The organism is Pseudomonas sp. Pse1, from assembly GCF_024519635.1.
Lineage (GTDB): Bacteria > Pseudomonadota > Gammaproteobacteria > Pseudomonadales > Pseudomonadaceae > Aquipseudomonas.
The window spans coordinates 82,127-107,884 of sequence record NZ_JALJRO010000011.1; the positions used below are offsets into that span (position 1 = coordinate 82,127).

The 25,758-nt window shown below is 63.4% G+C and carries 21 protein-coding genes; 15 read left to right on the forward strand and 6 right to left on the reverse strand.

What is annotated here, in order from left to right:
* Window positions 1-46 precede the first annotated feature (46 nt).
* Window positions 47-541 carry a DUF934 domain-containing protein gene (locus NR126_RS17285; protein WP_027616133.1) on the reverse strand — a complete coding sequence of 165 codons (495 nt, stop codon included), beginning with the start codon at window positions 539-541 and terminating at the stop codon, window positions 47-49.
* Window positions 525-2,183 carry a nitrite/sulfite reductase gene (locus tag NR126_RS17290; RefSeq protein ID WP_027616134.1) on the reverse strand — a complete coding sequence of 553 codons (1,659 nt, stop codon included), beginning with the start codon at window positions 2,181-2,183 and terminating at the stop codon, window positions 525-527. Before NR126_RS17290 ends, NR126_RS17285 begins: the two co-directional genes overlap by 17 nt.
* A gap of 547 nt (window positions 2,184-2,730) precedes the next feature.
* Here NR126_RS17290 and NR126_RS17295 point away from each other — a divergent pair.
* Window positions 2,731-3,792 carry an ABC transporter substrate-binding protein gene (locus NR126_RS17295; RefSeq protein WP_372826732.1) on the forward strand — a complete coding sequence of 354 codons (1,062 nt, stop codon included), beginning with the start codon at window positions 2,731-2,733 and terminating at the stop codon, window positions 3,790-3,792.
* Window positions 3,793-3,801: 9 nt separating this feature from the next.
* On the opposite strand, the gene NR126_RS17300 is transcribed toward NR126_RS17295, so the two are convergent.
* The 4 genes from NR126_RS17300 to gspG form a co-directional block, all read right to left on the reverse strand.
* On the reverse strand, window positions 3,802-4,020 hold the full coding sequence (locus NR126_RS17300; RefSeq protein WP_027616136.1) for a DUF2970 domain-containing protein: 219 nt from the start codon (window positions 4,018-4,020) through the stop codon (window positions 3,802-3,804).
* A 99-nt stretch (window positions 4,021-4,119) separates the two neighbouring features.
* On the reverse strand, window positions 4,120-4,575 hold the full coding sequence (locus NR126_RS17305) for a hypothetical protein (RefSeq protein WP_256830707.1): 456 nt from the start codon (window positions 4,573-4,575) through the stop codon (window positions 4,120-4,122).
* Window positions 4,576-4,674: 99 nt separating this feature from the next.
* Window positions 4,675-5,862 carry a type II secretion system F family protein gene (locus NR126_RS17310; RefSeq protein WP_105754935.1) on the reverse strand — a complete coding sequence of 396 codons (1,188 nt, stop codon included), beginning with the start codon at window positions 5,860-5,862 and terminating at the stop codon, window positions 4,675-4,677.
* Between the two features lie 14 nt (window positions 5,863-5,876).
* Complete coding sequence (gene gspG, locus NR126_RS17315) at window positions 5,877-6,311, reverse strand: type II secretion system major pseudopilin GspG (protein WP_027616138.1); 435 nt, start codon at window positions 6,309-6,311, stop codon at window positions 5,877-5,879.
* Window positions 6,312-6,507: 196 nt separating this feature from the next.
* On the opposite strand from gspG, the gene NR126_RS17320 reads away from it, so the two are divergent.
* From NR126_RS17320 to NR126_RS17385, 14 genes are all read left to right on the forward strand, one after another.
* Complete coding sequence (locus tag NR126_RS17320) at window positions 6,508-7,113, forward strand: lytic transglycosylase domain-containing protein (protein ID WP_027616139.1); 606 nt, start codon at window positions 6,508-6,510, stop codon at window positions 7,111-7,113.
* A gap of 208 nt (window positions 7,114-7,321) precedes the next feature.
* Complete coding sequence (gene mnxG, locus NR126_RS17325; protein WP_306218890.1) at window positions 7,322-13,186, forward strand: manganese-oxidizing multicopper oxidase MnxG; 5,865 nt, start codon at window positions 7,322-7,324, stop codon at window positions 13,184-13,186.
* A 32-nt stretch (window positions 13,187-13,218) separates the two neighbouring features.
* Window positions 13,219-15,168: a cytochrome D1 domain-containing protein gene (locus NR126_RS17330; RefSeq protein WP_256830709.1), complete on the forward strand. Its 1,950-nt coding sequence runs from the start codon at window positions 13,219-13,221 to the stop codon at window positions 15,166-15,168.
* A 14-nt stretch (window positions 15,169-15,182) separates the two neighbouring features.
* Window positions 15,183-15,830 (forward strand): SCO family protein, encoded by a 648-nt coding sequence (locus NR126_RS17335; protein ID WP_256830710.1) that lies wholly within the window; start codon window positions 15,183-15,185, stop codon window positions 15,828-15,830.
* Window positions 15,827-16,465, forward strand: a complete 639-nt coding sequence (locus NR126_RS17340; protein ID WP_027616143.1) for an SCO family protein — start codon at window positions 15,827-15,829, stop codon at window positions 16,463-16,465. Before NR126_RS17335 ends, NR126_RS17340 begins: the two co-directional genes overlap by 4 nt.
* 9 nt (window positions 16,466-16,474) lie before the next feature.
* Window positions 16,475-18,034, forward strand: coding sequence for an ABC transporter substrate-binding protein (locus NR126_RS17345; protein WP_256830711.1), 1,560 nt, complete (start codon window positions 16,475-16,477; stop codon window positions 18,032-18,034).
* Between the two features lie 14 nt (window positions 18,035-18,048).
* Window positions 18,049-19,017: a peptidylprolyl isomerase gene (locus NR126_RS17350; protein ID WP_027616145.1), complete on the forward strand. Its 969-nt coding sequence runs from the start codon at window positions 18,049-18,051 to the stop codon at window positions 19,015-19,017.
* A 220-nt stretch (window positions 19,018-19,237) separates the two neighbouring features.
* Window positions 19,238-19,774, forward strand: coding sequence for a response regulator (locus tag NR126_RS17355; protein WP_027616146.1), 537 nt, complete (start codon window positions 19,238-19,240; stop codon window positions 19,772-19,774).
* Between the two features lie 71 nt (window positions 19,775-19,845).
* A complete protein-coding gene (locus NR126_RS17360; protein ID WP_256830712.1) occupies window positions 19,846-21,552 on the forward strand; it encodes a GspE/PulE family protein in 1,707 nt (568 codons plus the stop codon).
* A complete protein-coding gene (locus NR126_RS17365) occupies window positions 21,533-22,336 on the forward strand; it encodes a hypothetical protein (RefSeq protein WP_027616148.1) in 804 nt (267 codons plus the stop codon). Before NR126_RS17360 ends, NR126_RS17365 begins: the two co-directional genes overlap by 20 nt.
* A 1-nt stretch (window position 22,337) precedes the next feature.
* Window positions 22,338-22,883 carry a pilus assembly protein gene (locus NR126_RS17370; RefSeq protein ID WP_027616149.1) on the forward strand — a complete coding sequence of 182 codons (546 nt, stop codon included), beginning with the start codon at window positions 22,338-22,340 and terminating at the stop codon, window positions 22,881-22,883.
* Entirely contained in the window at window positions 22,870-23,418 is a 549-nt protein-coding gene (locus NR126_RS17375; RefSeq protein ID WP_256830713.1) for a GspMb/PilO family protein, read from the forward strand. Before NR126_RS17370 ends, NR126_RS17375 begins: the two co-directional genes overlap by 14 nt.
* Window positions 23,418-23,936, forward strand: coding sequence for a hypothetical protein (locus tag NR126_RS17380; protein WP_256830714.1), 519 nt, complete (start codon window positions 23,418-23,420; stop codon window positions 23,934-23,936). The genes NR126_RS17375 and NR126_RS17380 overlap by 1 nt, the downstream gene beginning before the upstream one ends.
* Window positions 23,933-25,756, forward strand: a complete 1,824-nt coding sequence (locus NR126_RS17385; RefSeq protein ID WP_105754929.1) for a secretin N-terminal domain-containing protein — start codon at window positions 23,933-23,935, stop codon at window positions 25,754-25,756. Before NR126_RS17380 ends, NR126_RS17385 begins: the two co-directional genes overlap by 4 nt.
* The last annotated feature ends 2 nt before the right edge of the window (window positions 25,757-25,758 follow it).

The window sequence follows — 25,758 nt, forward strand, 5'->3', positions numbered from 1 at the left end:
AGCACTGGCTGGCCTTGAACCCCGGGCGGGGCTCAAGGCCGGTCGATCAGCGGCGACGGAACAGCGGTAGCGGCTCGTCGGTGGCGGCCTGGTAGGTCACCGAGAAGTCCTTGAGGCTTTCAAGGGCTTCATACGGGTCCTTGTCGGCCCGCAGCGCAAAGGCGTCAAAGCCGCAGCGGCGCAGGTAGAACAGTTGGTCGCGCAGGATGTCGCCAATCGCTCGCAGCTCGCCCTTGAAGCCGTAACGGTCACGCAGCAGGCGGGCGTTGGAGTAGTTGCGGCCATCGGTGAACGCCGGGAAGTTCAGGGCAATCACCTGGAAGTGCTGCACGTCATCGCCAATTTCCTCGGCTTCTTCGTCAGCGTCCAGCCACACGCCCAGGCCGCCATCGCGGGCCTGGAGCATGCGCCCGTGTTCACGCCACAGCTGCAACGGCACGATGTAGTCGTCGCAGTTGCTGATTTCATCGATGTTGAAATCCTTGGGCAGCAGGTGCCAGGTTTCGTCGATGACTTCGTTGTTCTTAATGATTCGCTGCATAGACGCGTTCCTTGAAGAGGTCGATGCCGATACGTTGGTAGGTGTCGATGAAGCGCTCGTCTTCGGTGCGTTGTTCCACGTACACGTCGATCAGCTTCGAGATCACATCCGGCATGGCGTCCTGGGCAAACGATGGGCCGAGGATCTTGCCCAGGCTGGCGTCGCGGCTGGCGCTGCCACCGAGGGACACCTGGTAGAACTCTTCACCTTTTTTGTCCACCCCGAGGATGCCGATGTGGCCAACGTGGTGGTGACCGCAGGCGTTCATGCAGCCGGAGATGTTCAGGTCCAGCTCACCGATGTCGAACAGGTAGTCCAGATCGTCGAAACGGCGCTGGATCGACTCGGCGATCGGGATCGACTTGGCGTTGGCCAGGGAGCAGAAGTCGCCACCCGGGCAGCAGATGATGTCGGTCAGCAGACCGATGTTCGGCGTGGCAAAGCCATGCTCGCGCAATTCGCCCCAGAGGGTGAACAACTGCGCCTGCTCGACATCGGCGAGGATGATGTTCTGCTCGTGGGAGGTGCGCAACTGGCCATAGCTGTAACGCTCGGCCAGGTCGGCGACGGCGTCGAGCTGCTTGTCGGTCAGGTCGCCCGGGGCAACGCCGGTGGGCTTGAGCGACAGGGTCACGGCTACATAGCCCGGCTTCTTGTGGGCCACGGTGTTGCGCGTGCGCCAGCGGGCAAAGCCCGGGTGCTGGGCGTCGAGCTCGGCCAGGGCGGCGTGCTGGTTGTCCAGCGCCTTGTAGTCCGGATCGACGAAATGCTTGGCAACGCGATGCACTTCGGCTTCGGTCAAGGTGGTTTGGCCACCGCGCAGGTGCTCCATTTCCGCGTCGACTTTCTGCGCGAAGACTTCAGGCGTCAGGGCCTTGACCAGGATCTTGATCCGCGCTTTGTACTTGTTGTCGCGACGGCCATAGCGGTTGTACACCCGCAGGATGGCGTCGAGGTAGCTCAACAGGTCTTGCCACGGCAGGAACTCGTTGATGAAGGCGCCGACCACCGGGGTCCGGCCCAGGCCACCGCCGACCAACACACGGAAGCCCAGTTCGCCAGCAGCGTTGTGCACCGGCTCCAGGCCAATGTCGTGGACTTCGATGGCGGCACGGTCGGACGTCGAACCGTTGATCGCAATCTTGAATTTACGCGGCAGGTAGGCAAATTCCGGGTGGAAGGTGGTCCATTGACGGACGATTTCGCACCATGGGCGCGGGTCGATCAACTCGTCTGCTGCGACACCGGCGAACTGGTCGGTGGTGACGTTGCGCAGGCAGTTGCCGCTGGTCTGGATCGCATGCATCTGCACCGTGGCCAGTTCGGCCAGGATGTCCGGGATGTCTTCCAGGGCCGGCCAGTTGAACTGGACGTTCTGGCGGGTACTGATGTGGGCATAGCCCTTGTCATAGTCGCGAGCGATTTTGGCCATCATTCGCGTCTGCCGCGAAGTCAGTTGGCCATAAGGCACGGCAACCCGCAGCATCGGGGCGAAGCGCTGGATGTAAAGGCCATTTTGCAGGCGCAGGGGGCGGAATTCTTCTTCGCTCAGCTCGCCTGCCAGATAGCGTCGGGTCTGATCTCGGAACTGCTTGACGCGGTCCTCGATGATCCGCTGATCGTACTCGTCGTATACGTACATATAAGTCCTGTTCTCAGGCTGGGCTGATCGGAATCCGCTGCGTTTCTCGCTCGCTGATGTTCCGAAATGCCTTGGTAATTCTGCGCGCACGGCCGCGCACTCCCCACGGAGCCGGGGCAAGATAGCAGTTTGCGTTTATGCGTAAAAGTGATGTTTGAGTATATGGAAAGAACCAAATCGACTATTGAGACTGATTATTGTCTTACCCACATTTGTCGTGCGGGCAATCGTCGTCTTAACTGTGATCGAGTCTTCCTGCAATCACCGATAAAACCGACAAGAGGCGATGCAATGAGCAATCCGACCAAGGCAACGAAAAGCGACAGCAGCGTCGACGCGTGGGCGATTCTGTTCTTGATCATTCTGGTGGTAGGCACGGCGGTGTATTGGGTCAGCCATCAGTAAACACGCGTAACCGAGCCATTTTCCGACGATTGTCGGACAAAAAACGCGAATTAACCGCGGGTGCACCTGGATTGGCTGGCTATAATGCGCGGCTAAATTTTCGGGGCTCGGTTGTTCAATGTTCAGGTTTCTCCAAAGAGGCATGCTGACGCTATGCGCGATCTATGGATCGGTGGTGCAGGCGACGTCGGTGGTGTTCCTCAATCCTGGCACGAGCAACGAAGTGTTCTGGGTCAGCTACAGCCAGTTCATGCAGGCGGCGGCGCGAGACCTGGGTATCGACCTCAAAGTGCGCTATGCCGAGCGGCAAGTGCATACCACCATCGAACAGGCGCGTGAAGTGTTGTTGGGCGACAACCGCCCGGACTACCTGGTGTTCGTCAATGAACAGTATGTGGCGCCAGAGATCCTGCGTCTGTCCCGGGGCAGCGGGGTCAAGCTGTTCATGGTCAACAATGCGCTGACCGCCGACCAGGTGAGTCTGCTGGGCGATCCTGGAGAAAAATACCCCGATTTGCTCGGTAGCCTGGTGCCCAACGACGAGGAGGGCGGCTACCGGATGCTGAAGGAGTTGATTCGCCAACATCCGCCTGTCGCGCCCGGAGAGAAAATCGAACTGCTGGCTTTTTCCGGTCTGAAAATCACCCCCTCCGCGCAATTTCGCGAGAAGGGCATGCAGCGTGCCTTGCGTGAGCATCCCGAGGTGCAGTTGCGGCAGTTGGTCTATGGCGAATGGACCCGCGCCCGCGCCCATGAGCAGGCCGTGCAACTCTTCAAACGCTACCCACGGGTGTCGCTGGTGTGGTCGGCCAACGACGAAATGGCGTTTGGCGCCATGCAGGCCTATACAGAGGCCGGTGGCAAACCGGGCAGGGGCGTGCTGTTCAGTGCCGTCAACACCTCGCCGGCAGCCCTGCAGGCATTGCTCGACGGACGCCTCAGCGTATTGCTGGGCGGGCATTTCAGCCTCGGGGGCTGGGCGCTGGTGGAGTTGCACGACTACGAGCAGGGCGTGCCCGTTGCCCAATATGGCGGTCGGGACCGGCAGATCCCCTTGCTGCAACTGATCGATCGCGAACAGGCCAGGCGCATGCTGGCACTGCGTGACAGCCAGGACTATGGGGTGAACTTTCGCAGCCTGTCGGCCAAGGGCCGCCCGCTGACCTACCGCTACCCGTTCAACCTGCAAACCCTGATGCACTGAAGCCGGCGTTCAAACCCCAGCCAGATACACCACCAGCTTGACGATGGCAAACAGGCCCAAGGCAAACACTGCCGTAAACAAAATGCCCAACACCACGAAATGACTCGGCTTGCCGTGAGTGAAATCCCGCGCGCGGTTCTTGCCGCTCTGCACGCCAAAGGCCGCGGCCATCACGCTGTGCAACATCTGCCAGAAGCTGGGGGGCTTGTTGTCGATTGGATCGTCCATAAATCCCTCGTCACCTGGGGGGTGTGGGTCAAGCATAGTCAAAAATGCCCCTGCGGGCCTGCCGGGTCGGCGCTCCCACAGAGGCTGTGTGTTCACCCCTCAATTAACCCGCTTGTCATCCCCCGGCTCACCACCCACATGCACCCCGCGATCATCCCCGGGCTCACCCGCTGCATGCAGCCCGCGATCATCTCCCGGCTCACCCGCCGCGTGCACACCATGGTCATCCCCAGGCTCGCCACCCGCATGCACCCCATGATCGTCGCCAGCCTCGGAGTGGCTGCCGCTGCGGCCTGAACTGGATGCGCTGGAATGGCCGCCGCTATCGCCGTGCCCACTGCCGCTCGACCCCGAGCCGCCGCTGTGCCCACCGCCATTGCCGCTGCCACCCCCGTGACCACCGCCATTGCCACCACCTCCACCATGGCCGCCGCCACCGCCTCCCTCCTTGGCGTGCACAGTCGAAACCCCCGAAACGCTGTCAGGGATCAGCACAAATGAAGCCGACAAAATCGCGCCCAGCGCCACCGCCAGCAAAGGTTTTGTGAATTGCATGGGACCTCCCGCAAATGCTCCATCGTGCCGACTGGAGACATACAACCGGTGGGGTGCTTACGCACCTGGTACACCGCGCCGCATCCACGACTCAATGATTCAGTGAATGCTCGACGCCAGTTCGAAAATCGGCATGTACATCAGGATCACGATGACCCCGATCAACAGGCCGATAAATGTCATCAGCAGCGGTTCGAACAGGCGCACGAACCACTCGATCCAGCGGCTGATTTCTTCGTCGTAGAAATCGGCGCTGCGTTCCATCATTTGCCCCAGGTTGCCGGACTGTTCGCCGGCCCGCAGCAGGCGCAGGGACACCGGGGTCACCAGCTGATTGGCTTCCAGCGCATTGGACAGCGCCAGGCCTTCGCGGACCCGTTCGGCGGCCTGGTCCAGGCGTGTCCGCGAGCCGACGGTGAGCAGGCCGCGGACCATGCCCATGGCGGTCAGAATCGGGATCCCGCCTTGCAGCAGGATGCCCAGGGAGCGGTAGAAGCGCGCCAGCTCGTACATGAAAATGCGTTGATGCACGGCCGGCAGTTTTTCCAGCAGACGATCCACGGCCCGCCGGAACGCCGGTTGGCGCTGCAGGATGCTGATGCCGACCACCGTCGCGCCGATGCCGCCGAAAAACTCCATCTGATGGGCATGCAGGAACATCCCGGTACTCATCAACACCTGGGACAGCCACGGCAAATTGGAGCCCAGGCCTTCAAATACCAGGCTGAAGCGCGGCACCACGTAGCCCATCAAAAACAGCACCACGCCGCCGCCCACCACCAGCAACAGCAAGGGGTAGATCGAGGCGCTGATGATCTTCTGCTTCACCTCATCCATGCGCTGGCGATAGGAAACGTAGCGCGCCAAGGCCTCGCCGACCGCGCCGGTCTTTTCACTCGATTGCACCAGCGCCACGTACAGCGGCGGGAACACCGCTGACATCTGACCCAGTGCCTGGGAGAAGGATTTGCCTTCGTACAACAGGCGCACCAGTTCGCTCAGCGTCTTGCGGGCCTGGGGTGCGGTTTCTTTTTCTGCCAGGCTTTCCAGCGCATCGATCAGCGGCAGGCCGGCGTTGAGCAGGGTGGTCAGCTCTTGGCTGAACAGCACCAGGTTGAAGTGTTCCTTGCCCTGCAGGCGCAGCGACCGCCAATGCCGTTCGGCTCGCAGGCTGACGACGCGCAGGCCCTGTTCCTCGACAATCCGCCGGGCCTCGCTCTGCCCCGGCGCGTCGACGGTCATCGACACCACCGCACCTTTGCCCACTGCTTTAAGAAGAAAGCGCATGGTTCACCCCTGTCTCACTGCCAACTGGTGACTTCGGCGTTTTCACCTTCGCCGCCGGGCTGACCGTCCTTGCCCAGGGACAGCAGGTCGTACTCGCCGTTTTCCCCGGGGTAGCGGTAGGTGTAGTTACGGCCCCAAGGATCCTGCGGCAGCTTTTTCTGCAGGTAGGGGCCGGTCCAGTGGGTCTCGTCGCTGGGCGCGGTGACCAGTGCCTGCAAACCCTGTTCGGTCGAGGGGTAGTGGCCGACCTCCAGGCGATACAGGTCCAGAGCCTTGCCCAGGCCTTCGATCTGCGCCTTGGCGACCTTGGCTTCGGAACGGCCCAACTGGGCGAAATACTTGGGTGCGACGATCCCGGCCAGCAAGCCGAGCACCACCAGCACCACCAACAGTTCGAGGAGGGTGAACCCACCTTGGCGTCGCGGTGCATTAAACAGAAAGCCTTTCATGATGACCTCACTGGAGTGAGCAACAAGGGACGGTACACAGCGCTATGCAATTGCCATGCACAGCCCGCCAATTTCGTTGCAAGCCCCGCAGGCCATGGGCTTCACCGAGTCGGCACACTGCTTGCGTATACCCCTGCAGCCTCCGATTTGTGGGGCATAAGCCCCACTTTCCGGGGCCGGCAAGGGGAGAGCGATCATGCAAAGAATTATCGCAGGACTGTGGGGCGCCCTGGCGCTGGTGGGTGTTGCTCAAGCAGACGTTTACGTCTCGATCGATGCCAACGGTGGCTACGTGCTGTCCAACGTCCACCGCCCTGGCCGGCACTATGAACGGGTCGTGCCGGAGGTAGCCGGGACCAGCGTTCCCGCCGAAATGCCGCAGATGATTGCCGACCGGCCGTTCGCCGAACTGGTCGCCGAGGCGGCCAGCGCCAACCAGTTGCCGGAAGCCCTGCTGCACGCGGTGATCCAGACCGAATCCCACTACAACTCCAAGGCGCGTTCACCCAAAGGCGCGGGCGGTCTGATGCAGCTGATGCCCGATACCGCCCGCGAGCTGGGAGTGACCGACGTCTACGACCCCAAGGACAACATCCAGGGCGGCGCGCGTTACCTCAAGCGCCTGATGAACCTGTTCGACAACGATATTTCCCTCGCCGTCGCCGCCTACAACGCCGGTCCAGACGCGGTGATGAGTCGCGGACGAGTGATTCCACCGTTCGCCGAAACCCAGCGTTATGTGCCCAACGTCCTGCGCCACTACCGGCATTTGCAGGGTCTGGCAGTGGATGCGCCGCTCTAGGCAAACCAGCCGTTGGGGCGGGTTGCCCCAAAAGTGGGGCAAGCGGGGCAGGCCCGCAAAGTGGGGAAAAAGTGGGGGATAGTCCCCTGTGGCTTCAGATAATTTTTATAACGCGTTGAAAATAAACACTATTTTTTTTGGCTCAGGAATTGCACTCGCCGCTCTATCGAGAATCGCTCCCATGAGCACCACTTCGAGGCCGCCCACCATGTCAGCCAGACTCCCGACCCGCTCTGCACTCAACTTTCTACTGCTGGCCTGCTCGATGTTCGGCCTCGAATCCCAGGTCGAGGCGGCGGTGCGCTGCGAGCGCAACCTGGTGGCCAACGTTGTGGCCCTCGACCAGCCGCTGATGTTCAACCGCCTCGGTGCGCAGAACGCCAACGGCATGATGTTCGCCTTGCGCCGCGACGTAGTCGATGACCGCGAAATGTCACTGGCCCAGGGCGGTGCCGCGGTGCCGGGCAAAGTCTCGCTGCGTCCGGACAAGCGTCCACGGCCGCTGGTGTTGCGCGTGGCCGCCGGCGACTGCCTGACCATCAACCTGCAGAACCTGCTGGCGTACCAGGCCAACCCGAACAAGCATTTCGAAGAGCCGGAAGTGGAGGGCGAGGAAGGCGAAGAGAACGAAGGCGAAGAGAACGACGGCGTCGAAGCCGACATGCCGGACCAGTTCAAGGTCGACGAGCAGGTCACCGACCGCCACGTCGGCTTTCAGGTCAACGGCCTGCAAGCGGTCAACAGCATCGATGACATTGCCTCGTTCACCGGGCGCAATGGCAACAGCCTGATTCCACCGGGCGCGTCCCGTTCCTACACCCTGTATGCCGAGCGTGAAGGCGGTTTTGCAGTCAGCAGCCGTGGCGCCAGCTTCGGCGGTGAAGGCAACGCCGGTAACGTCGCCAACGGCCTGTTCGGCGAAGTGGTGGTGGTGCCCAAGGGCGGTCGCAGCTACCGCAACACCATTACCGAAGAGGAAATGCGCCTGGCCAGCAGCGGCCGCGCGCCCACCGGCCAGCCCATCGTCGACTACCAGGCGCGCTACCCGCAGCGCGAGCCGTGGATCCGTGAAGGCAAGGCCGGTACCCCGATCATCAACATGGTCGATGGCAACGAAATCATCTCCAGCGAAAGCGACGCGATTGTCATGGGCAGCAACGCCGATGGCAGCTTCCCGGCCGCCACCTATCCGCTGGAGTCCATCGGCAAACGCAACCCGGCGATTCCCAACCGGCTCGAACCGTTCCGCGATTTCGCTTCGCAGTTCCAGGATGAAACCGCGGTCACCCAGGCGTTCCCCGCCTACTGGGCCGACCCGGTGATGGCCCACGTGCTGGAGCCGACCCGCGACTCGTTCATGATCAACTACGGTTCCGGCGGCATGGGCGCCGAAGTGGTCGCCAACCGCCTGGGCGTGGGGCCGATGCACGATTGCCTGTCCTGCGCTTATGAAGAATTCTTCCTCAGCTCGCACACCGTCGGCGACGTGGCGATGCTGGTGGACGTGCCGGCCAACGCCGGCCTGGAAAACATCCGTCCCGGTGAAGTGCCACGCGCCGACCAGATTGGCGTCAAGGCAACCATGGCGCTGTACCCGTCCGAGCCGTCGAACGTCAACCACAGCTACATCGGTGACTTCGTCAAATTCCGCAACACCCACAACGGTCACGAGCAGCATATCTTCCACCTGCACGGTCACCAGTGGCTGTTCAACCCCAACGACGACAACTCCGACTACGTCGACGCCCAGGGCATTGGCCCGGGCGCCGGCTACACCTATGAAATCGCCAACGGCGGTTCGGGCAACCGCAACCGGGTGGCCGGCGACGCGATTTATCACTGCCACTTCTACCCGCACTTCGCCCAGGGGATGTGGGCCATGTGGCGGGTCCACGATGTGTTCGAGGAAGGCACCAGGCTGGAAGTTTCGCAGCAGGGTGACGACGGCTTTCACAACCAACCCTTCGCCTTGCGCAGCGGCAAACCTGCCAGCGGCGCGCGGGCTCTGCCCGATGGCGAGATCATTGCCGGTACGCCGATTCCTGCGGTCGTGCCGCTGCCCGGCAAAGCCATGGCGCCGATGCCAGGCAAGGTCGCCATCGTGCCGAAAATCGGCGAGACCCTGGTGGCCGCCAACGATGACGATGACGACGATGATGACGACGGCGAGCACCATGGCGGCGGCAGTGGCACCCAGGCCATCGGCTCCCTGGCGCTGGTGGACCGCAGCGAGGCCAACCGCAACGCCGACGGCAGTCTGAAAAACCCCGGCTATCCGTTCTGGATCGGCGGCATGGAAAGTTCGGTCGGCCAACGTCCGCCGACCCCGCCGCTGGACATGCTCGACGCCGCCAAGGCGCAGTCTCTGAAAAGCAGCGGCAATGCGCTGTGGGCCAACCTCGACCCGAATTCTTCCGGTGGTTGGGACGGCGGTCTTGGCCGCCATACTCTGGATGGCGTCTCCGCCGGTGGCGAGGCGCACACCGTGACCACCTCGCTGGACTTCTCCAAGGAAGTCACGCGCGCCAAACCGATCTACCTGCCGGAAGAGGGCACCGAGGTCGAACAGGCGGCGATGGCTTTCCACGCCAAGAAAGACCACCCCAGCTACGCGCTGCTGCCCGGCAACCAGATCGTGCCGCGCAACTTCCGCACCAACGGCGCCTTGCCGGTGGCGGGTGCGCCTTTTTACGAACCGTGCATGGACGACCGGCAGAAACGCCTGACCAGCAGCGCCGGCACCGGTGAGTTCAACAGCGGCGAACGCGTCGACGGCATGACGTTCATCGGCGCCTCGACCTACACCGCCGACCGGCCGCGCATCTACAAAGCCGCCAACATCCAGTTCGACGCGGTCTACAACAAAGTCGGCTACCACTTCCCGCAAGCGCGCATCCTCGCGCTGTGGGAAGACGCCTGGCCGGTGATCACCAAGCAGCGTCCACCAGAGCCGCTGGTGATGCGCATGAACACCTTCGACTGCGTGCAGTACCAGCAGACCAACCTGGTGCCGGCCACCTACGAGATGGACGACTATCAGGTGCGCACGCCGACCGACGTGATCGGCCAGCACATCCACCTGCCGAAATGGGACCTGACTTCTGCCGACGGCTCGTCCAACGGCTGGAACTACGAGGACGGCGTGCTTTCTCCAGGCGCGGTGCAAGAGCGCATCCACGCGATCCGCGAGTTCAACCAGTGCGCCGCCGCCGATCCACGTGACGGCACGCCGGCCTGCCCGCAAGCGAAAAACCACCCGTACTTCGGCCAATACGGCCGGGCTGATTGGCTGGGGGCACGGACGGCCATGCAACGCTGGTTCGTCGACCCGGTGGTCAACACCAAGGGCGTCGACCGTGGCCTGGGGACCATCTTCACCCACGACCACCTCGGCCCATCGACTCACCAGCAGATCGGCCTGTACGCCACCGTGCTGGCCGAGCCAGCCGGTTCCACCTGGTTCCATGCCGAGACCGGCGAGCCGCTGTACAGCGGTGCGCGCCAGGACGGCGGGCCGACGTCGTGGCAGGCGGTGATCAACACCGGCGACCTCGATGGCGACGGCAAGAACGACAGCTTCCGCGAGTTCTTCCTCGAGTACAGCGACTTCCAGCACGCCTATGAAGCCGGTGTGTATGTCGGTGCCGGGCCCAATGGCGTGCCCAATGCGCAGGCCTTCCCGGCCACCGCCGACAGCTTCCGCTACGCGATCAACCCGCCGGTGCGCGACAACGCCAGCAACCTGCTCGAAGGTGTGATGGAAGTGCAGGGCGGACAACTGCCGGGTTGCCCTAGCCGGCCATGCCCACAGGCGATCTCGGTCGATGACCCAGGGATGTTCGTGGTCAATTACCGCAACGAGCCGCTGGCCCTGCGGGTCTATGACCCGAACAAGGTCGGCCCTGACGGCAAGCGCGGGATGCAGGCCGACGGCATGGGCGGTGACCTCGCGTTCGCCCTGCACAGCCGCACCGACCGGGCGATCCCGGCGATGAACCTGGCGCCCAACCTGATCACCTCGGCCACCGGCCCCACCGGCGGCACCACCCTGTTCCCGCCCCACATCAACCGTGGCGGTGCCGAGGCGGGTGACCCGTTCACCCCGATGCTGCGCACCTACACCGGTGACAACGTGCGGCTGCGGGTGCATGCCGGTGGTCACGAGGAAGAGCACAACGTGACCCTGCACGGCGTCAAGTGGCTGCAGAGCGGTTCCGGTTTCGGCAACAGTTCCAACTCCGGCTGGCGCGCCTCGCAGATGATCGGCATCTCCGAGCAGATGGGCTTCATCGCGCCGGTGTCGATGCTCTCCAGTTCCGCGGCCACCACCGGTGACTACCTGTACTCGATGGACGCGTCGATCGAAGGCTACTGGAGCGGCATCTGGGGCGTGATGCGCAACTACACCGCGCAACGCAACGACCTGTTCGCCCTGCCGAACAACGCCAAGCCGGTGGGCATGCGCAACACCGTGGCGTTCGATGGCACTTGCCCACGGACCGGCGCCAACCCCAACGGCATCGGCACCCGGCCGACCGTACAGCGCAACTATGAAGTGGTCGCGGCGCTGGCCAACGACATCCTCGGCAACTCCCTGGGCCTGGCCATGGACGACTCGGCGGGGATTGGCCAGCACGTCGGCGGGCCGTTGAATCCGGCGGGCGGCACCCTGGTCTACAACTCGCGGACGGTGAGCATTCCACAAGTCACCGTGACCGATCCCGAAGATGGCGAGACCTTCACCATCGGCGGGCAAAGCGGGCCGCTGCACGACCCGACCGCGATCCTCTATGTGCGCAAGGCTGACCTCGACCCGGTCACCGGCAAGCTGAAACCCGGTATCCCGGTGGAACCGCTGGTACTGCGCGCCGCCGCCGGCGACTGCATCAACGTCACCCTGGAAAACCGCCTGCCGATGGTCATGCCGGACCTGACCCAGACCGCCGTGATGCAGGGCATCGTCAAGCGCGATCGCAACAGCGGCCTGGGGGTGACCACCTTCAGCAACAACCTGATGCGTCCCTCCAGTCATGTCGGCCTGCACGCGCAACTGCTGGCCTATGACATCACCAAGTCCGATGGCGTCAACGTCGGTGCCAACCCGGTGCAGACCGTTCCGCCACGGGTCGGCAACAGTGGTGCCTACCCAACCCGGACCTACCAGTACTACGCCGGGCACCTGGAGCGTGAAGGCAAGCCGATCACCCAACTCGGGCGCACTATCGACAACATCAACGCCACCGCCGTGGAGTTCGGCGGCCTGAACTTCACCCCGGCGGACGTGATCAAGCAGCCACAGAAAGGCCTGGGCGGCGCGATGAGCATCCTGCCGATCGGCGCCACCTGGGTTGACGATGTGCGTCGGGTCACGGCCACCGTCACCGCGCCGGGCCAGGCGATCTATCGCGACTTTGCGATGGTCTGGCAGAAAGCCCTGAACATGCGCTGGGCGGGTGGGCGGCCGGTGGAAGCGATTGCCGCCGAAGGCACCGGCGTGCCGACCGATCCGCAGGACAACTCGGGCATGGCCATCAACTACAAGAGCGAGCCGCTGTGGTACCGCTTCGGCCTGGCCCCGGATGCGCCATTCGGGCATGCCGACGGTCACGGCTTCGGTGACCTGCCGAACGCGCACATGGCCTACAGCAACGCGCTGGTGGGCGGTGATCCGCAGACGCCGGTGCTCTATGTGAAACCGGGGCAACCGTTCCGCACCCACATCATGATGCCCACCGGTGGCAGCCGCGGTACCACCTTCCAGCTCGATGGACACGTCTGGTCGGTCAACCCGTTCCAGGCCGAGAAGAGCGACACCGGCAGCTATCCGATGAGTTCACCAGGAGTGGGATCGGTGCGCTTTGGCTACAACCCGATGTCGATGTACATCGGCGCTCACGAAAGCATCCTGCCGGCGGCGCACTTCAGCTTCATGCACCCGAGTGCCGGCGGCAGCAACGCGATCCCGGGCGACTACCTGTTCCGTGATTACGCGGCCTACGGCAACACCTCCGGTTTGTGGGGCTTGCTGCGGGTCACCAACGAGGCGGAACCGGCGCCGGCACCGGCACCTTGAGCGACGAGCGACAACATGGAGGGGGACGCGTCATGAACATGCAAACCAGAGTCGCCGGGTATGCGTTGCTGGCCGGGCTGCTGTTGAGCGGTGGCGGGGCCTGGGTCAGCGCCTGTCACGCCGAGACCCAGGCACCGCCCAAGGACGCAACGGGTGGGCAGCGTCTGGAGCGCGACGGCGTGGCCGTGGAGTTCCAGTTGCGCCCGGCGCAGCCCGGCGGGCAATTAGTCGAAGGCAGCTTCGCCGACGTGCGCTTCAGCCTCACCGACAGTGCGTCCGGCCAACCCCTGGCCGGCGTCGCACCAGGGGCCTGGGTCGATCCGCAGCAGACCGCCGCCGATCAGGCCCAGGGCCGCGACCGCAGTTGCAAGTCGCGGGTCGGCGCGTTTCTGAAAAGCAGCGTCGGTGCGCGGCCGATGCTCGACCTCAACAGCTACTACGTGTTCATCATGAACCAGGACGCCAGCGTCTCGATTGTCGACCCCTCGGTGTCGGTGGGCGGCATCACCAGCACCCTGGGGCGCATTGATCTCAAGCAGCCGCCGATGGACTGGGTCAGCCGCAAGGACAACAAGCGCATTTTCGTGTCGATGCCGACCGCCGGCGAAGTGGCGGTGATCGATGCGGAAAAATTCCAGCTGATCGACTCGATCCCGGCCGGCAAGCAGCCGGTGCGGGTCGCCTTGCAGCCTGACGAGCGCCTGCTGTGGGTCGGCAACAATGCCAGCGATGCAGCCGAGGCCGGGGTCACGGTGATCGACGTGCAGACGCTTGAACCCCTCAAACACCTGGTCACCGGCCGTGGTCACCACGAAATCAGCTTCAGTCAGGACTCGCGCTTTGCCTTTGTCAGCAACCGCGACGACGGCACTTTGAGCGTCATCGACGTCGCCAGCCTGAGCATCAAACAACAGCTCAAGACCGGTTCCCACCCCTTGTCAGTCGCCTATTCGGCGCTGTCTCAGGCGGTGTACGTGGCCGATGGCAAGGACGGCACCATCACGGTGATCGACGGCCAGAACCCGGCGCTGCGCAAGGTCATCAAGAGCCGCCAGGGTCTTGGGCCCATGGGTTTTTCCACGGACGGGCGCTTCGGTATTGTGCTCAACACCCTGGAAAATCGGGTCGCGATCATCGACGCCGCCACCGACAGCCTGATTCACGAAGTCGAGGTCTCTGCCGAGCCTTACCAGGTGGTGTTCAGCAAGGCCTACGCCTACATCCGTGGACTGGCGTCGTCCAAGGTGACCATGATCAACCTGTCGTCCCTGGGGCAGGGCCGCACGCCGATCGTCCAGGGCTTCGAGGCCGGCTCCTCGGCGCCGCGTCTGGCCGGTGACTTGCCGCTGGCTTCGGGGCTGGCGATTTCCCGGGACGAGAACTCGGTGTTCGTGGTCAACCCGGCGGACAACACCACCTACTTCTATGCCGAGGGCATGAACGCGCCGATGTCCGGCTACCCCAATCGTGGCCAGGTGGCGCGGGCGGCAATGGTCATCGACCGCAGCCTGCGCGAGGTCGAACCGGGGGTCTACAGCTCGCGGATCAAGCTGCCGCCAGCGGGGGCTTTCGACGTCGCCTTCCTGCTCAACCAGCCGAGCATCGTCCACTGCTTCAGCGTGCAGGTGCAGGCCGACAGCCAGGTGGCCCGGCACCTCGGCGCGCCCAGTGTCGACTTTCTCCTGGAGAAAAGCTCGGTGCCACTGGGCAGCCCCTTTGTCGCCCGGTTCCGCATCGCCCAGGACGCCGGCAAGTTGCCGCGTATCGGCGTCAAGGACGTCGAGGTGCGCTACTTCCTCGCACCCACGTCACGGGTGCAGGTGGTTGCCGCCAAAGAGGTCAGCGATGGCGTGTACGAAGCACCGCTGACCCTGGACAAGAGCGGCGCCTGGTATGTGCACGTACGGGCCGCTTCGCTGGGCGCGAATTTCGACACCAAATCCTTTGCCAGCGTGCGGGTCGTTCCCGGCGCTGCCCAATGATCAAGGAGCTGGACATGAACCGATTCAATCTGCAACGGCTGTTGACTGTCTGTGTGCTGGCCGCCTCGGTCAACCAGGCGTACGCCCACAGTGCCGAGGATCATTCACAACACCAGGCTCCGGCAGCACGCCTGGAGAGCACCCGGGTGGAAATCGTCGACGTGCCGCTGGTGGACCAGGACGGCAAGTCGGTGCGTCTGGAAAAAGACCTGCTGAACGACAAGATCGTGGTCATGGGCTTCATCTACACCAGTTGCACCACGGTCTGCCCGGTGGTGTCCTCGATCATGGGCAAGGTCCAGAAACAGCTGGGCGGGCGGGTCGGCAGCGACGTGCAACTGGTGTCGATCAGCGTCGATCCACTGCGCGACGATCCCAAGCGCCTCGCCGACTACGCCCGGCAATTCCAGAACGGGCCAGGCTGGAGCTGGCTGACCGGCTCGGCGCCGTCGATCAGCGACACCCTCAAGGGCCTCGGCGCGCAGAGTCCGGACCTGAAGAACCATGCGCCGCTGATCATGGTTGGCGACGGCAACAGCAGCCACTGGACCCGCTATTACGGCTTTACCGACCCGCAAGTGCTGATCACTGAAATCAACAAACTCAGCGGCCTGCGGGTGCACGCCAAACACACCGCGATTGCCCTGGAGAGTCAGCCATGAGAGCCATTGACTGGATTGCCCTGACGATCTGCTATTTCATCTTCAGCACCCTGGCCTTTGCCCACGAAGGCCATCAGATGAGCGAGCCGGCGCCGGATGCCGCGCCTCAGCCAGCAGCCACCGCAGCGCCTGCAGGTACTCGCGACGCACGGACCTGGTTCACCGATACCGAGTTGCAGAATCAGAACGGCGAGACCCTGCGCTTCTACAGCGACGCCCTGGAAAACAAGGTGGTGCTGATCAACGTGATCTTCACCAGTTGCAACGACGCCTGCCCGCTGATCACCCGCAAACTGCGTGAAGTGCGCGAAGCACTGGGCGACATGGCTGACCAGGTCACCTTCGTCTCCCTGACCAGCGACCCGCTGCGCGATACCCCGGCGGTGCTCAAGGCCTACACCCTCAAACAGGGCGCCGACGACCCGAACTGGCTGTTCCTCACCGGCGACAAGGCGCAGATGGACCTGGTGCTGGGACGCATCGGTCAGATCATCCCGTCGCCGGAGCAACACTCGACGCAACTGATCGTCGGCGATGTGGCCAACAAACGCTGGAGCAAGATTCGCCCCGATGCGCCGCCCAGCGCCATCGCCGAGCGCCTGAAGCTGCTGACCATGCCAATCGCCGGTCGTTGAGTCTCGATCATGAAGAGCCTGCCGATTGCCAGCCTGCTCCTGCTCGGATGCTTGAGCCTGGCGGCCAACGCCCTGACCCTGACACCGCAAGAGAGCGCCGGTAAACGCCTGTATCGCGAGGGGCTGTCGAGCAGTGGCGAGGTGGTGATGGCGCGCGTCGGCGCGGCGGATATCCTGTTGCCGGCGAAATCCATGCCCTGTGCCAACTGTCACGGCAACGATGGCCAGGGGCGTCCGGAAGGCGGGATACGTCCGCCGGATATCACCTGGTCACGGCTCAGTGCGCCCTACGGGCAGCAGCAGGTCAACGGCCGCGATTACCCAGCCTACAGTGACGCCGGGGTGGCGCGGGCGGTGCAGGAAGGGCGCGATCCGGCCAACCAGCGGCTCGACCCGGCGATGCCACGCTTTGTCCTGAGCATGGCCGACCAGCGCAACCTGACCGCCTACCTCAAGCGCCTCGCCGATGACCGCGACCCCGGCCTCGAGCCCGACACCCTGCACCTGGGCACGCTGCTGCCCGGCAGCGGGCCGTTGGCCGAAGAGGCGCGCACGGTGGCGGCGGTACTTCGGGCGAGCATCGCGCGGATCAACGAGGAGGGCGGGATTCATGGCCGCAAGCTGCAACTGAGCATTGTTGATCCGGGGCCGGACCTGGCCAGTGCGCTGGCGGCGCTGCGGCAGTTGATCGATACCCCGGTGTTTGCCCTGGTCGCGCCACTGGCCCCAGCATTGGGGGATGGCTTGCCGGCAGTGCTGGAAGAGACCGGGGTGCCGCTGGTGGGCGGGGTTTCCTTGCTCGGCGCGAGCCCGCGCAGTCGGCAGATCTTCGAACCCTTGCCCGGGCTGGCAGAACAGTTGATGGCCTTGGCGGATTTCGCCGCGCGTGACCTGCAGGCCAATCAGCAGCCGACTTTGATCGTCTATCAGGAGCAGGGCGGGCAGGGCGCGGTGGCCCAACAGCTGAACGGCTACCTGCAGGCCCATGGCTGGACCCAGGTGCGGATGCAGGCGTTCGATCCGGCCCAAGCGCAGTTGCTCGAGCCGCAACTGACCGGCATTCAGGCGCTGTTCTATCTCGGTAGCGGCGCCGGCTTTGGCCAGCTCGGCGCGCAGTTGCAGGCGACGGGCGCCAGGCCCCAGCTGTTCGCCGCGTCGAGCCAGGTGGCCGGGGATGTCCGCCAGTTACCCAGTGAATTATCGCGGCGGGTGTTCCTCGCCTATCCATTTGTCCCCGGGGACTGGACCGACGAGGGCCGCGCTGCGCTGCAGCAACTGCGCCAGCGCACCGGCCTGGGCGGGCGCCACGCGGTGCAGCAGGTCGGCGCCTACAGCTCGATGCTGCTGCTCAGCGAAGGCATCAAGCAGGCCGGGCGCGACGCCAGCCGGGAAAAACTGCTGGCGGCGCTGGAAGGCCTGCACGATTTTTCCACCGGCCTGACCCCACCCATGAGCTTCGGCCCCGGCCAGCGCATGGGCCTGCGCGGGGCGCATATCGTCACCGTGGAGTTGCCTGACCAACGTTTCTTTCCTGTCGCGCGCTATCAGCCGATAGCGACGGCACCCTGATGCGAGGAGCGATCATGAAGTTCAGTTGTCTGCTCATCACTTTGCTCATCGTGGTGGCCGAGGTCCAGGCCAACACTGACAACGACGACAATGGCCCCGCTGCTGCGCGGGTCAATGGCCAGGCCATTTCCGAATTTCGCCTTGAACGCTACTTCACCGAGTACCTGCAGGCACAGGGCCGTGCCGTGGGCAGCATCCGCAACCCCAAGGCCTATAAACAATTGCGCCAAGCCGCGCTGAGCGACCTGATCGACAAGGAACTGCTCTGGCAGGAGGCGACCCGTCGTGGCCTGAAGATCAGTGATGAGTTGGTCAGGGCGCACATCGACGAGTTGCGCACGGCCATCGGCGGCAACGAAGTCTTCGCTCGGCGCTTGGAAGATGCCGGGTTCGACGAAGACTGCTTCGCCGACTACACCCGCAAGGAGCTCGCTGCGCAGCAGATGTACACCGAGCTGGTGACGGTCAAGGACCCGGATGAAAAGCAAGTGCGCGAGTTCTTCGAGGCCCAGCGCGCGGCCATGGCTCGCCCCGAGCAGATCCAGGCCCGGCATATTCTCCTGAAGCTCGCCCCCGATGCCGACGCCGCGACGGTAGAGGCCAGTCGTCAGCAATTACTCGGCCTGCGGGCGCAGATCGTCCAGGGCGCGGACTTCGCCACCCTGGCCAAGAGTCAATCTCAGGACAGCACCGCGGGCGAGGGCGGTGATTTGGGCTATTTTTCACATGGAAAGATGGTGTCCGAATTTGAAACAGTTGCCTTTGCGATGCAGACTGGTGAAGTGAGCCAGCCGGTTCGCACAGTATTTGGCTGGCATTTGATTCAAGTACAGAACCACTTGGCCGCCAGCGAGGTCGAAGAAGCCCAGGGGCTCGCATTGGTCAGGGGCTATCTCGCCCGCCAGCAGCAGATTCAGGCAGGACAGCAGGCTCTGGCGCAATTAAGGGAGCGCAACCGGATTGAACGTATCGACGATGAATGACCCGCTGTCCCCACAAGTGGGGCAAGTGTCAGGGGTAATACAAGAGGCTTCCCCGTCTTTGGGGGACGGGTGGCCGTGAGTAAAATACAAACCCCGGAAAATCAAATAGATAGCGCGGTCAAAAACCGCCGATAAGCCTGGCATGAAGTGTGCGTAAGCCTATTCAAGGCACGCACTCCCAGGTCCGAACAACGGATCTGCACGGTTCAAGGAGTCGACCTTGTTAAACAACAAAGTACTGGTTGTCGAAGACGAAGAGATCCTGGCGAAAAATCTCGAGGTTTACCTCGGGGCCCAGGGCCTGGAAGTCCGGGTTGCCCATGACGGTGCCAAGGCCATCGCAGAAGCGAAGACCTTTTTACCCGATGTAGTGGTACTTGATTACCGTTTGCCCGATATGGAAGGTTTTCAGGTGCTCGATGCTGTCCGCCAGAGCGGGGACTGTCATTTCGTGCTGATCACCGCGCATCCGACCAGTGAGGTCCGTGAGCGCGCGGCTCAGCTGGGAATCAGTCATATCCTGTTCAAACCTTTTCCACTGGCGGAATTGGCTCGTGCAGTCTGCGATCTGTTGGGGGTCAAACGGGAGCCAAAGGCCGGGGCCGCTCAAGCCGAAGGATTCGTCGAACGACGCCAGAGCAGGACCGAGAAATTCCCGCTGCAATTGTACGATGGCAGTTGGGTGCTGGCGGATCGCCGACAAAAGGGATCGCGGCCACCGGCACCGGACGACGAACAATTGCTCACCGGGGAGTAGGCGGTGCGAACAGACTGAAATGGCCTGCCGCACCGCCCGGGTTCTGAACCCCAGGCGTTGGAGAGCAAGCCATGGAACGTTTGTCACTGGCCGTCGAACCGGCCCAAGCGGCATCGCTACCTACCCGTTTCACCAGTGAGCAACTGGCGCATGCCCGGCATCAGGCCTCCAGCACCGGCGAGCGGCTGCTCGAAACCCTGCAGAGCCAGAGCGGCCTCGAGCCCATGGCCTTCATCCAGTGCCTGGGCACTACCCTGCATTATCCGGTGCTCGATACCGCCCAACTGTTCGAGGCTACCCCGGTGTTCGACCGGGTCACCCTGGCCCAATGCCTGAAACGCGAATTCATCCTGCTGCGCCATGCCGATACGGTGATTGGCGTGTTCGCCGACCCCTTCGACACCAGTCGCCTGGCCTGGATTGACGACTGCCTGCACGGCGCGCCCCTGTACCTGGTGCACTTCGAAGACCTCAAGGCCTACCTGGCGCGTCACGAAGAGAGCTTCCACGCCGTCGAGTCGCTGAACGCCCAGGCCGATGCCAGCGTCGAGATCGACAACCTGCAAAGCCTGTCCCTGACCAGCATCAGTGAAGACGCCAGCGTGGTGGTCAAGCTGGTCAACTCGACCCTCTACGACGCGCTGAAAATGCACGCCAGCGACATCCACCTGGGCACCACCGGCAGTGGCCTGGTGATCAAGTACCGGATCGACGGGGTGCTCAACAACATCAGCAAGATCCAGGGTGCCGAGTTCGCTGAACAGGTGATCTCGCGGGTCAAGGTCATGGCCGAGCTGGACATCGGCGAGAAACGCGTGCCCCAGGACGGGCGCTTCAAGATCGGCATCAGTGGCCGGCAGATCGACTTCCGGGTCTCGATCATGCCGAGCATCTTCGGCGAAGACGCGGTGCTGCGGGTCCTCGACAAGCAGGACCTGGCGGACAAGGTCAGTGGCGTGCAGCTGCAGGCCCTGGGCTTTGAGGACGAAACCCTGCGCAGCCTGCGCCGGCTGGCGGCCGAACCCTACGGCATGGTGCTGGTGACCGGGCCGACCGGCAGCGGCAAAACCACCACGCTCTACGCGATGATCACCGAGATCAACCACGGCGTGGACAAGATCATCACCATCGAAGACCCGGTCGAGTACCAACTGCCGGGCGTGCTGCAGATCCCGGTCAACGAGAAAAAAGGCCTGACCTTCGCCCGCGGCCTGCGCTCGATCCTGCGTCACGACCCGGACAAGATCATGGTCGGCGAAATCCGTGACCCCGATACCGCGCAGATCGCCGTGCAATCGGCCCTCACCGGTCACCTGGTGTTCACCACCATCCACGCCAACAACGTGTTCGACGTGATCGGCCGCTTTACCCAGATGGAAATCGACCCCTACAGCCTGGTCTCGGCGCTCAACGCGGTGCTGGCCCAGCGCCTGATTCGCCTGGTGTGCAGCAGCTGCTCCAGCCCCGTGACACCCACCGATGAAGAACTGCACGACTCCGGCCTCGACCCGTTGCAGGTCGGCCATTACCACTTTGTTCACGGCCGTGGCTGCGGCCATTGCCGGGGCACCGGTTACCGCGGTCGCAGTGCCATTGCCGAATTGCTGCACCTGGACGACGAGCTGCGGCAGATGATCGTCGAACGCCAACCCATTGCGAAAATCAAGGCCCTGGCGTGCAGCCGTGGCCTGCGCCTGCTGCGCGAATCGGCGCTGGAGCTGGTGCGTGATGGTCGGACCACGCTGGAGGAGATCAATCGTGTCACTTTTATCGCGTGATCAATTTGTCGCCGTACTCGGCGCCAGCGGCGTCGGGCTGGGTCAGCGCCGGGCCGGGCAGATCCACTGGCTGGGCAGCGTCGGTTTTATCGACGAAGGCTACACCGCCTGGTCCGTCGCCCTGGAAACCCTCGATCGGCTGCTGGGTGAACATGCTCGCCCGCGCTCGGAAGTCACGGTGCTGGTGTCGGGGCATTTCAGTCGCTACTGCCTGGTGCCCTGGAGCGAGGAAATCAGCAGCCCGAATGAACTGCTCGGGTTTGCCCAGCTGTGCTTCGAGGACTTGTATGGGGCAGCCAACCAACCCTGGAACATCGTGCTCTCGGCAGAAGCCGCCGGCCATGACCGCATCGCCAGTGCCTTGCCCCAGGAGTTGCTGGAACGCCTGCGCAGCCTGGTCAGTGCACGCAACCTGCGCCTGAGCTCGGTGCAGCCCTACCTGATGGCGGCCTACAACCGCTTCGACAAGAGCTTGGGCAACGGCGACTTCCTGTTCGTCGTCGCCGAGCCGGTACGCAGCGTGTTGCTGCTGGCTCGCGAAGGGCGCTGGGTGGCGGTGCGCTCGGTGGGCAGCAATGACAGTGACGCAGCGCTGAGTGCCCTGATCGGTCGTGAACGGCAGCTTCAGGCCTCCACCAGCGAACGGCCTTTGAGTGTCTACCTGCATGCCCCGGCGCGCCTGGACGCGCTGCCCGAGTTGGACGATGTGCAGTTGCGCACCCTCGAAGAGGGGGCCGCGAGCGTGCACGACGGGCTGTATGTCATGTCCCTGGCGGTGGCCTGACATGCGCCCGCTAATGCTCGACTTCCAGCCCCCTCGGCGCTCCAGTCCCCTGGGCTGGAGCCTGTTGCTTGCCGGCAGTGTCCTGGTGCTGGGCTGCGTGGCCCTGCAACAACACCTCAGCCAGCAAGCCGAACAACAACAGGGTCACCTGCAAAACACCCAGCGCGTGCTGACCGGCGACAGTGCTGGCAAGCCCGGCCTGACCCCTGCCGAAACCCGCGAGCAGGCGCAGAACCTGGCGGAGATGCGCAAGGTCTCGCAGCAACTGCGCCGGCCCTGGGAACGTTTGTTCGCCATGCTCGAAGCCATGCCCAAGGATGACGTCGCGCTGCTGACCCTGACCCCCGATGCACGCAAGGGCCTGCTACGGATCAGTGCCGAAGCGCGGAATCTGGAGGCGATGCTGGAGTTCCACCGCCTGCTCGAAACCAGTGACGAACTCAGCGACGTGTCGCTGCTCAATCACGAAATCGTCGCGCAGTCGGCGGAACACCCGGTGCAATTCAACCTGTCGGCAACCTGGGAGATGGGCGATGCGAATCCCTAGACTGATCGTCCACGAGTACCTGCAAACCCTCGGCGTACCCGGCCTGGTGGGGTTGGCGGGGCTAATCCTCGCGCTCGGCTACGCCACCCTCGCGCTGCTGCCGGACTGGCGCGCGCTGGAAGACCTCAATCAGCAAACCCGCGAAGCCAGCGCGTACCTGGCCAGGGTCGAGGACGGTAGTGTCGCCGCGCCGGTGGTGCCGCAGCGCCAGCTCGATGATTTCCGCAGCAAGCTGCCGTCGCAGCCCCAGGCGACCGTGGCCATCGACAAGATCTATGCCCTCGCGGCCCTGGAACACATCACCCTGTCGCGCGGTGAATACGCCCTGGGCATCGATCCCAAGACCCACCTGGCGCGCTATCAGATTCTCTTGCCGGTACGCGGCAGCTACCCGCAACTGCGGCGCTTCATGCACGCCTTGCTGGCGCAGTTGCCGGCGGTGGTACTCGAAGACCTCGAGCTGCAACGCAAACGCATCGCCGACACCGACATAACCGGTCGGATCCGCATGACCCTTTACCTGTCGAGGTCATGATGAACAACAAAAAACTCATCGGTTGGGTGGCGTTCTTCGGGGTTGCGGTGGCGCTGGCCTGGCTGCCGGAACTGTTCAGTGACAAGGACGACGGCGGCAATTCGGCCGGCGGCGTGGCCCTGTCGTCCGGAAAAGCCAGGTCCGGCGCCACCCCCTCCGCCAGTGAAGGGGTGAAGGGGGTGGCGATCAAGGACCTGGCACCGGCGGGCGATCTGTTCAGCTCACGCAGCTGGAAGCCGGCCGTCAAGCTCGCCACCGTCACCGAAACCCCGATTGTGCAAGCCCCGGTGGTGCAAGCCCCGACGGCGCCACCGCTGCCGTTCCAGTTTGTCGGCAGGCTGGCTGATCAGCGTGACCTGCAGGTGTTCCTGCAGAGCGGCGAGAAAATCTACGTCGTCCGTAAAGGGGATGTGATCGACGACAACTGGCGGATCGTGGGCATTTCCGACAAGGAACTGAACCTGGTCTACCTGCCTATGCATTTATCCCAGACCCTGTCTGTGGGGAGCGCGCCATGAACCACCCCCGTAAGCTGATGTCCCTGATTTGCCTGTGCGTTGGCCTCGCCGCGTGCAGCTCGGCGCAACTCGCCAATAAGGAAGGGCAGGAACTGATCGAGCAAGGTCAGTACGAAGCAGGATTGGCGCGGATCGAGGAAGGCTTGCGGGAAAACCCTCGCGACACCGAACTGCACCTGGCGCTGACCAGCGGCCGTGCGCGGGCGGTGGAAGCCTTGCTGGTACAGGGCGATTCGGACCGTTCGCAACGGGATTTCGCCTCGGCGCGGATCAACTACTCCCGGGTGCTGGTCATCGAGCCGAACAACCGCCGCGCCCAGGAAGCCCTGCGTCAGCTGGAGTACATGCGCAGCCTCGACGCCAAGCTCGAACTGGCCCGTGGCGACCTGCGCCGTGGTGACATCTATGGCGCCGATCGCCAGGTCAAACAGATCCTCGACCTCGATCCGAAGAACGAAGGCGCGCTGGAGTTGAACAGCAACATCCAACTGGTGAAAAGCCGCAACGTAGTGAGCAATCCGCAACTGCGCACTCGCCTGGACCGGCCGGTCACCCTGGAGTTTCGTGACGCCAACCTGAAGACCATCTTCGAAGTGCTGTCTCAGGTCGCCGGACTCAACTTCATCTTCGACAAGGACCTGCGCCCCGACATGAAGGCGACCATCTTCGTCCGTGAAGTGCGCATCGAAGACGCCGTCGAATTGCTGCTGCAGCAGAACCAGTTGCACCAGAAAGTGGTGAACGACAACACCATCCTGATCTACCCGGACTCACCGCAGAAGCTCAAGGATTACCAGGAGCTGGTGATGCGCACCTTCTACCTGACCAGCATCGATTCCAACACTGCGTTGAACATGATCAAGACCATGCTCAAGACCCGCGACGTGTTTGTCGATGAACGCCTCAACACCCTGACCATGCGCGACACCGAAGACGCGGTGCGGATGGCCGAGAAGCTCCTGCAATCCCAGGATCAGTCGAACCCGGAAGTGGTGCTTGAAGTGGAAGTGATGGAGGTCGCCCGCCAGCGCATTCTCGACCTCGGCCTGCAATGGCCCAACACTTTCGGCGTGCTCACCGAGGACGGCAACCCGGTGACCATTCTTGACCAGCTCAAAGGTCTTAACTCCAGCCGCATCAGCATCAACCCGTCGCCGCAGGCCAAGATCAACGCCCAGGACAACGACATCAACACCCTGGCCAGCCCGGTGATCCGCGTGACCAATCGTGAGCAGGCACGGATCCACATCGGCCAGCGGGTGCCGATCATCAGCGCCACTTCGGTGCCGTCGACCCAGGGCCCGGTGATCACCGAAAGCGTGACCTACCTCGACGTCGGTCTGAAGTTGGAAGTGCAACCAATCGTTCACCTGAACAACGAAGTGGCGATCAAGATTGCCCTTGAAGTGAGTAACGCCACACCGCTGGAGCCGACTCGCCAGGGCACCATCCCGGTTCAGGTCGATACCCGCAACGCGCAAACCACCCTGCGCCTGCATGATGGCGAAACCCAGATCCTTGCCGGTCTGGTGCGCAACGACCACCTGGCCACCGGCAACAAGATCCCCGGCCTCGGCGATATCCCAGGGTTGGGCCGGCTGTTCGGCAGCAACAAGGACACTGTTGGCAAATCCGAACTGGTGCTGTCGATCACCCCGCGGATCGTGCGCAACCTGCCGTACCAGAGCCCGTCGGACATGGAGTTCCAGACCGGCACCGAGACCAGCATGCACGTACCGGCGCCGCGCCGTGACGCCAACGTCTCGATCGAGCTGCCGTCCCAGCCTGTTGCCTCCAATCACCCAATCGAGAGGCCTTGAGT

Bases quoted from the DNA above. Each gene is read 5' to 3' on its own strand.
- NR126_RS17285 (WP_027616133.1), bottom strand. From the start codon at position 541: ATGCAGCGAATCATTAAGAACAACGAAGTCATCGACGAAACCTGGCAC.
- NR126_RS17290 (WP_027616134.1), bottom strand. From the start codon at position 2,183: ATGTACGTATACGACGAGTACGATCAGCGGATCATCGAGGACCGCGTC.
- NR126_RS17295 (WP_372826732.1), top strand. From the start codon at position 2,731: ATGCTGACGCTATGCGCGATCTATGGATCGGTGGTGCAGGCGACGTCG.
- NR126_RS17300 (WP_027616136.1), bottom strand. From the start codon at position 4,020: ATGGACGATCCAATCGACAACAAGCCCCCCAGCTTCTGGCAGATGTTG.
- NR126_RS17305 (WP_256830707.1), bottom strand. From the start codon at position 4,575: ATGCAATTCACAAAACCTTTGCTGGCGGTGGCGCTGGGCGCGATTTTG.
- NR126_RS17310 (WP_105754935.1), bottom strand. From the start codon at position 5,862: ATGCGCTTTCTTCTTAAAGCAGTGGGCAAAGGTGCGGTGGTGTCGATG.
- gspG (WP_027616138.1), bottom strand. From the start codon at position 6,311: ATGAAAGGCTTTCTGTTTAATGCACCGCGACGCCAAGGTGGGTTCACC.
- NR126_RS17320 (WP_027616139.1), top strand. From the start codon at position 6,508: ATGCAAAGAATTATCGCAGGACTGTGGGGCGCCCTGGCGCTGGTGGGT.
- mnxG (WP_306218890.1), top strand. From the start codon at position 7,322: ATGTCAGCCAGACTCCCGACCCGCTCTGCACTCAACTTTCTACTGCTG.
- NR126_RS17330 (WP_256830709.1), top strand. From the start codon at position 13,219: ATGAACATGCAAACCAGAGTCGCCGGGTATGCGTTGCTGGCCGGGCTG.
- NR126_RS17335 (WP_256830710.1), top strand. From the start codon at position 15,183: ATGAACCGATTCAATCTGCAACGGCTGTTGACTGTCTGTGTGCTGGCC.
- NR126_RS17340 (WP_027616143.1), top strand. From the start codon at position 15,827: ATGAGAGCCATTGACTGGATTGCCCTGACGATCTGCTATTTCATCTTC.
- NR126_RS17345 (WP_256830711.1), top strand. From the start codon at position 16,475: ATGAAGAGCCTGCCGATTGCCAGCCTGCTCCTGCTCGGATGCTTGAGC.
- NR126_RS17350 (WP_027616145.1), top strand. From the start codon at position 18,049: ATGAAGTTCAGTTGTCTGCTCATCACTTTGCTCATCGTGGTGGCCGAG.
- NR126_RS17360 (WP_256830712.1), top strand. From the start codon at position 19,846: ATGGAACGTTTGTCACTGGCCGTCGAACCGGCCCAAGCGGCATCGCTA.
- NR126_RS17370 (WP_027616149.1), top strand. From the start codon at position 22,338: ATGCGCCCGCTAATGCTCGACTTCCAGCCCCCTCGGCGCTCCAGTCCC.
- NR126_RS17375 (WP_256830713.1), top strand. From the start codon at position 22,870: ATGCGAATCCCTAGACTGATCGTCCACGAGTACCTGCAAACCCTCGGC.
- NR126_RS17380 (WP_256830714.1), top strand. From the start codon at position 23,418: ATGAACAACAAAAAACTCATCGGTTGGGTGGCGTTCTTCGGGGTTGCG.
- NR126_RS17385 (WP_105754929.1), top strand. From the start codon at position 23,933: ATGAACCACCCCCGTAAGCTGATGTCCCTGATTTGCCTGTGCGTTGGC.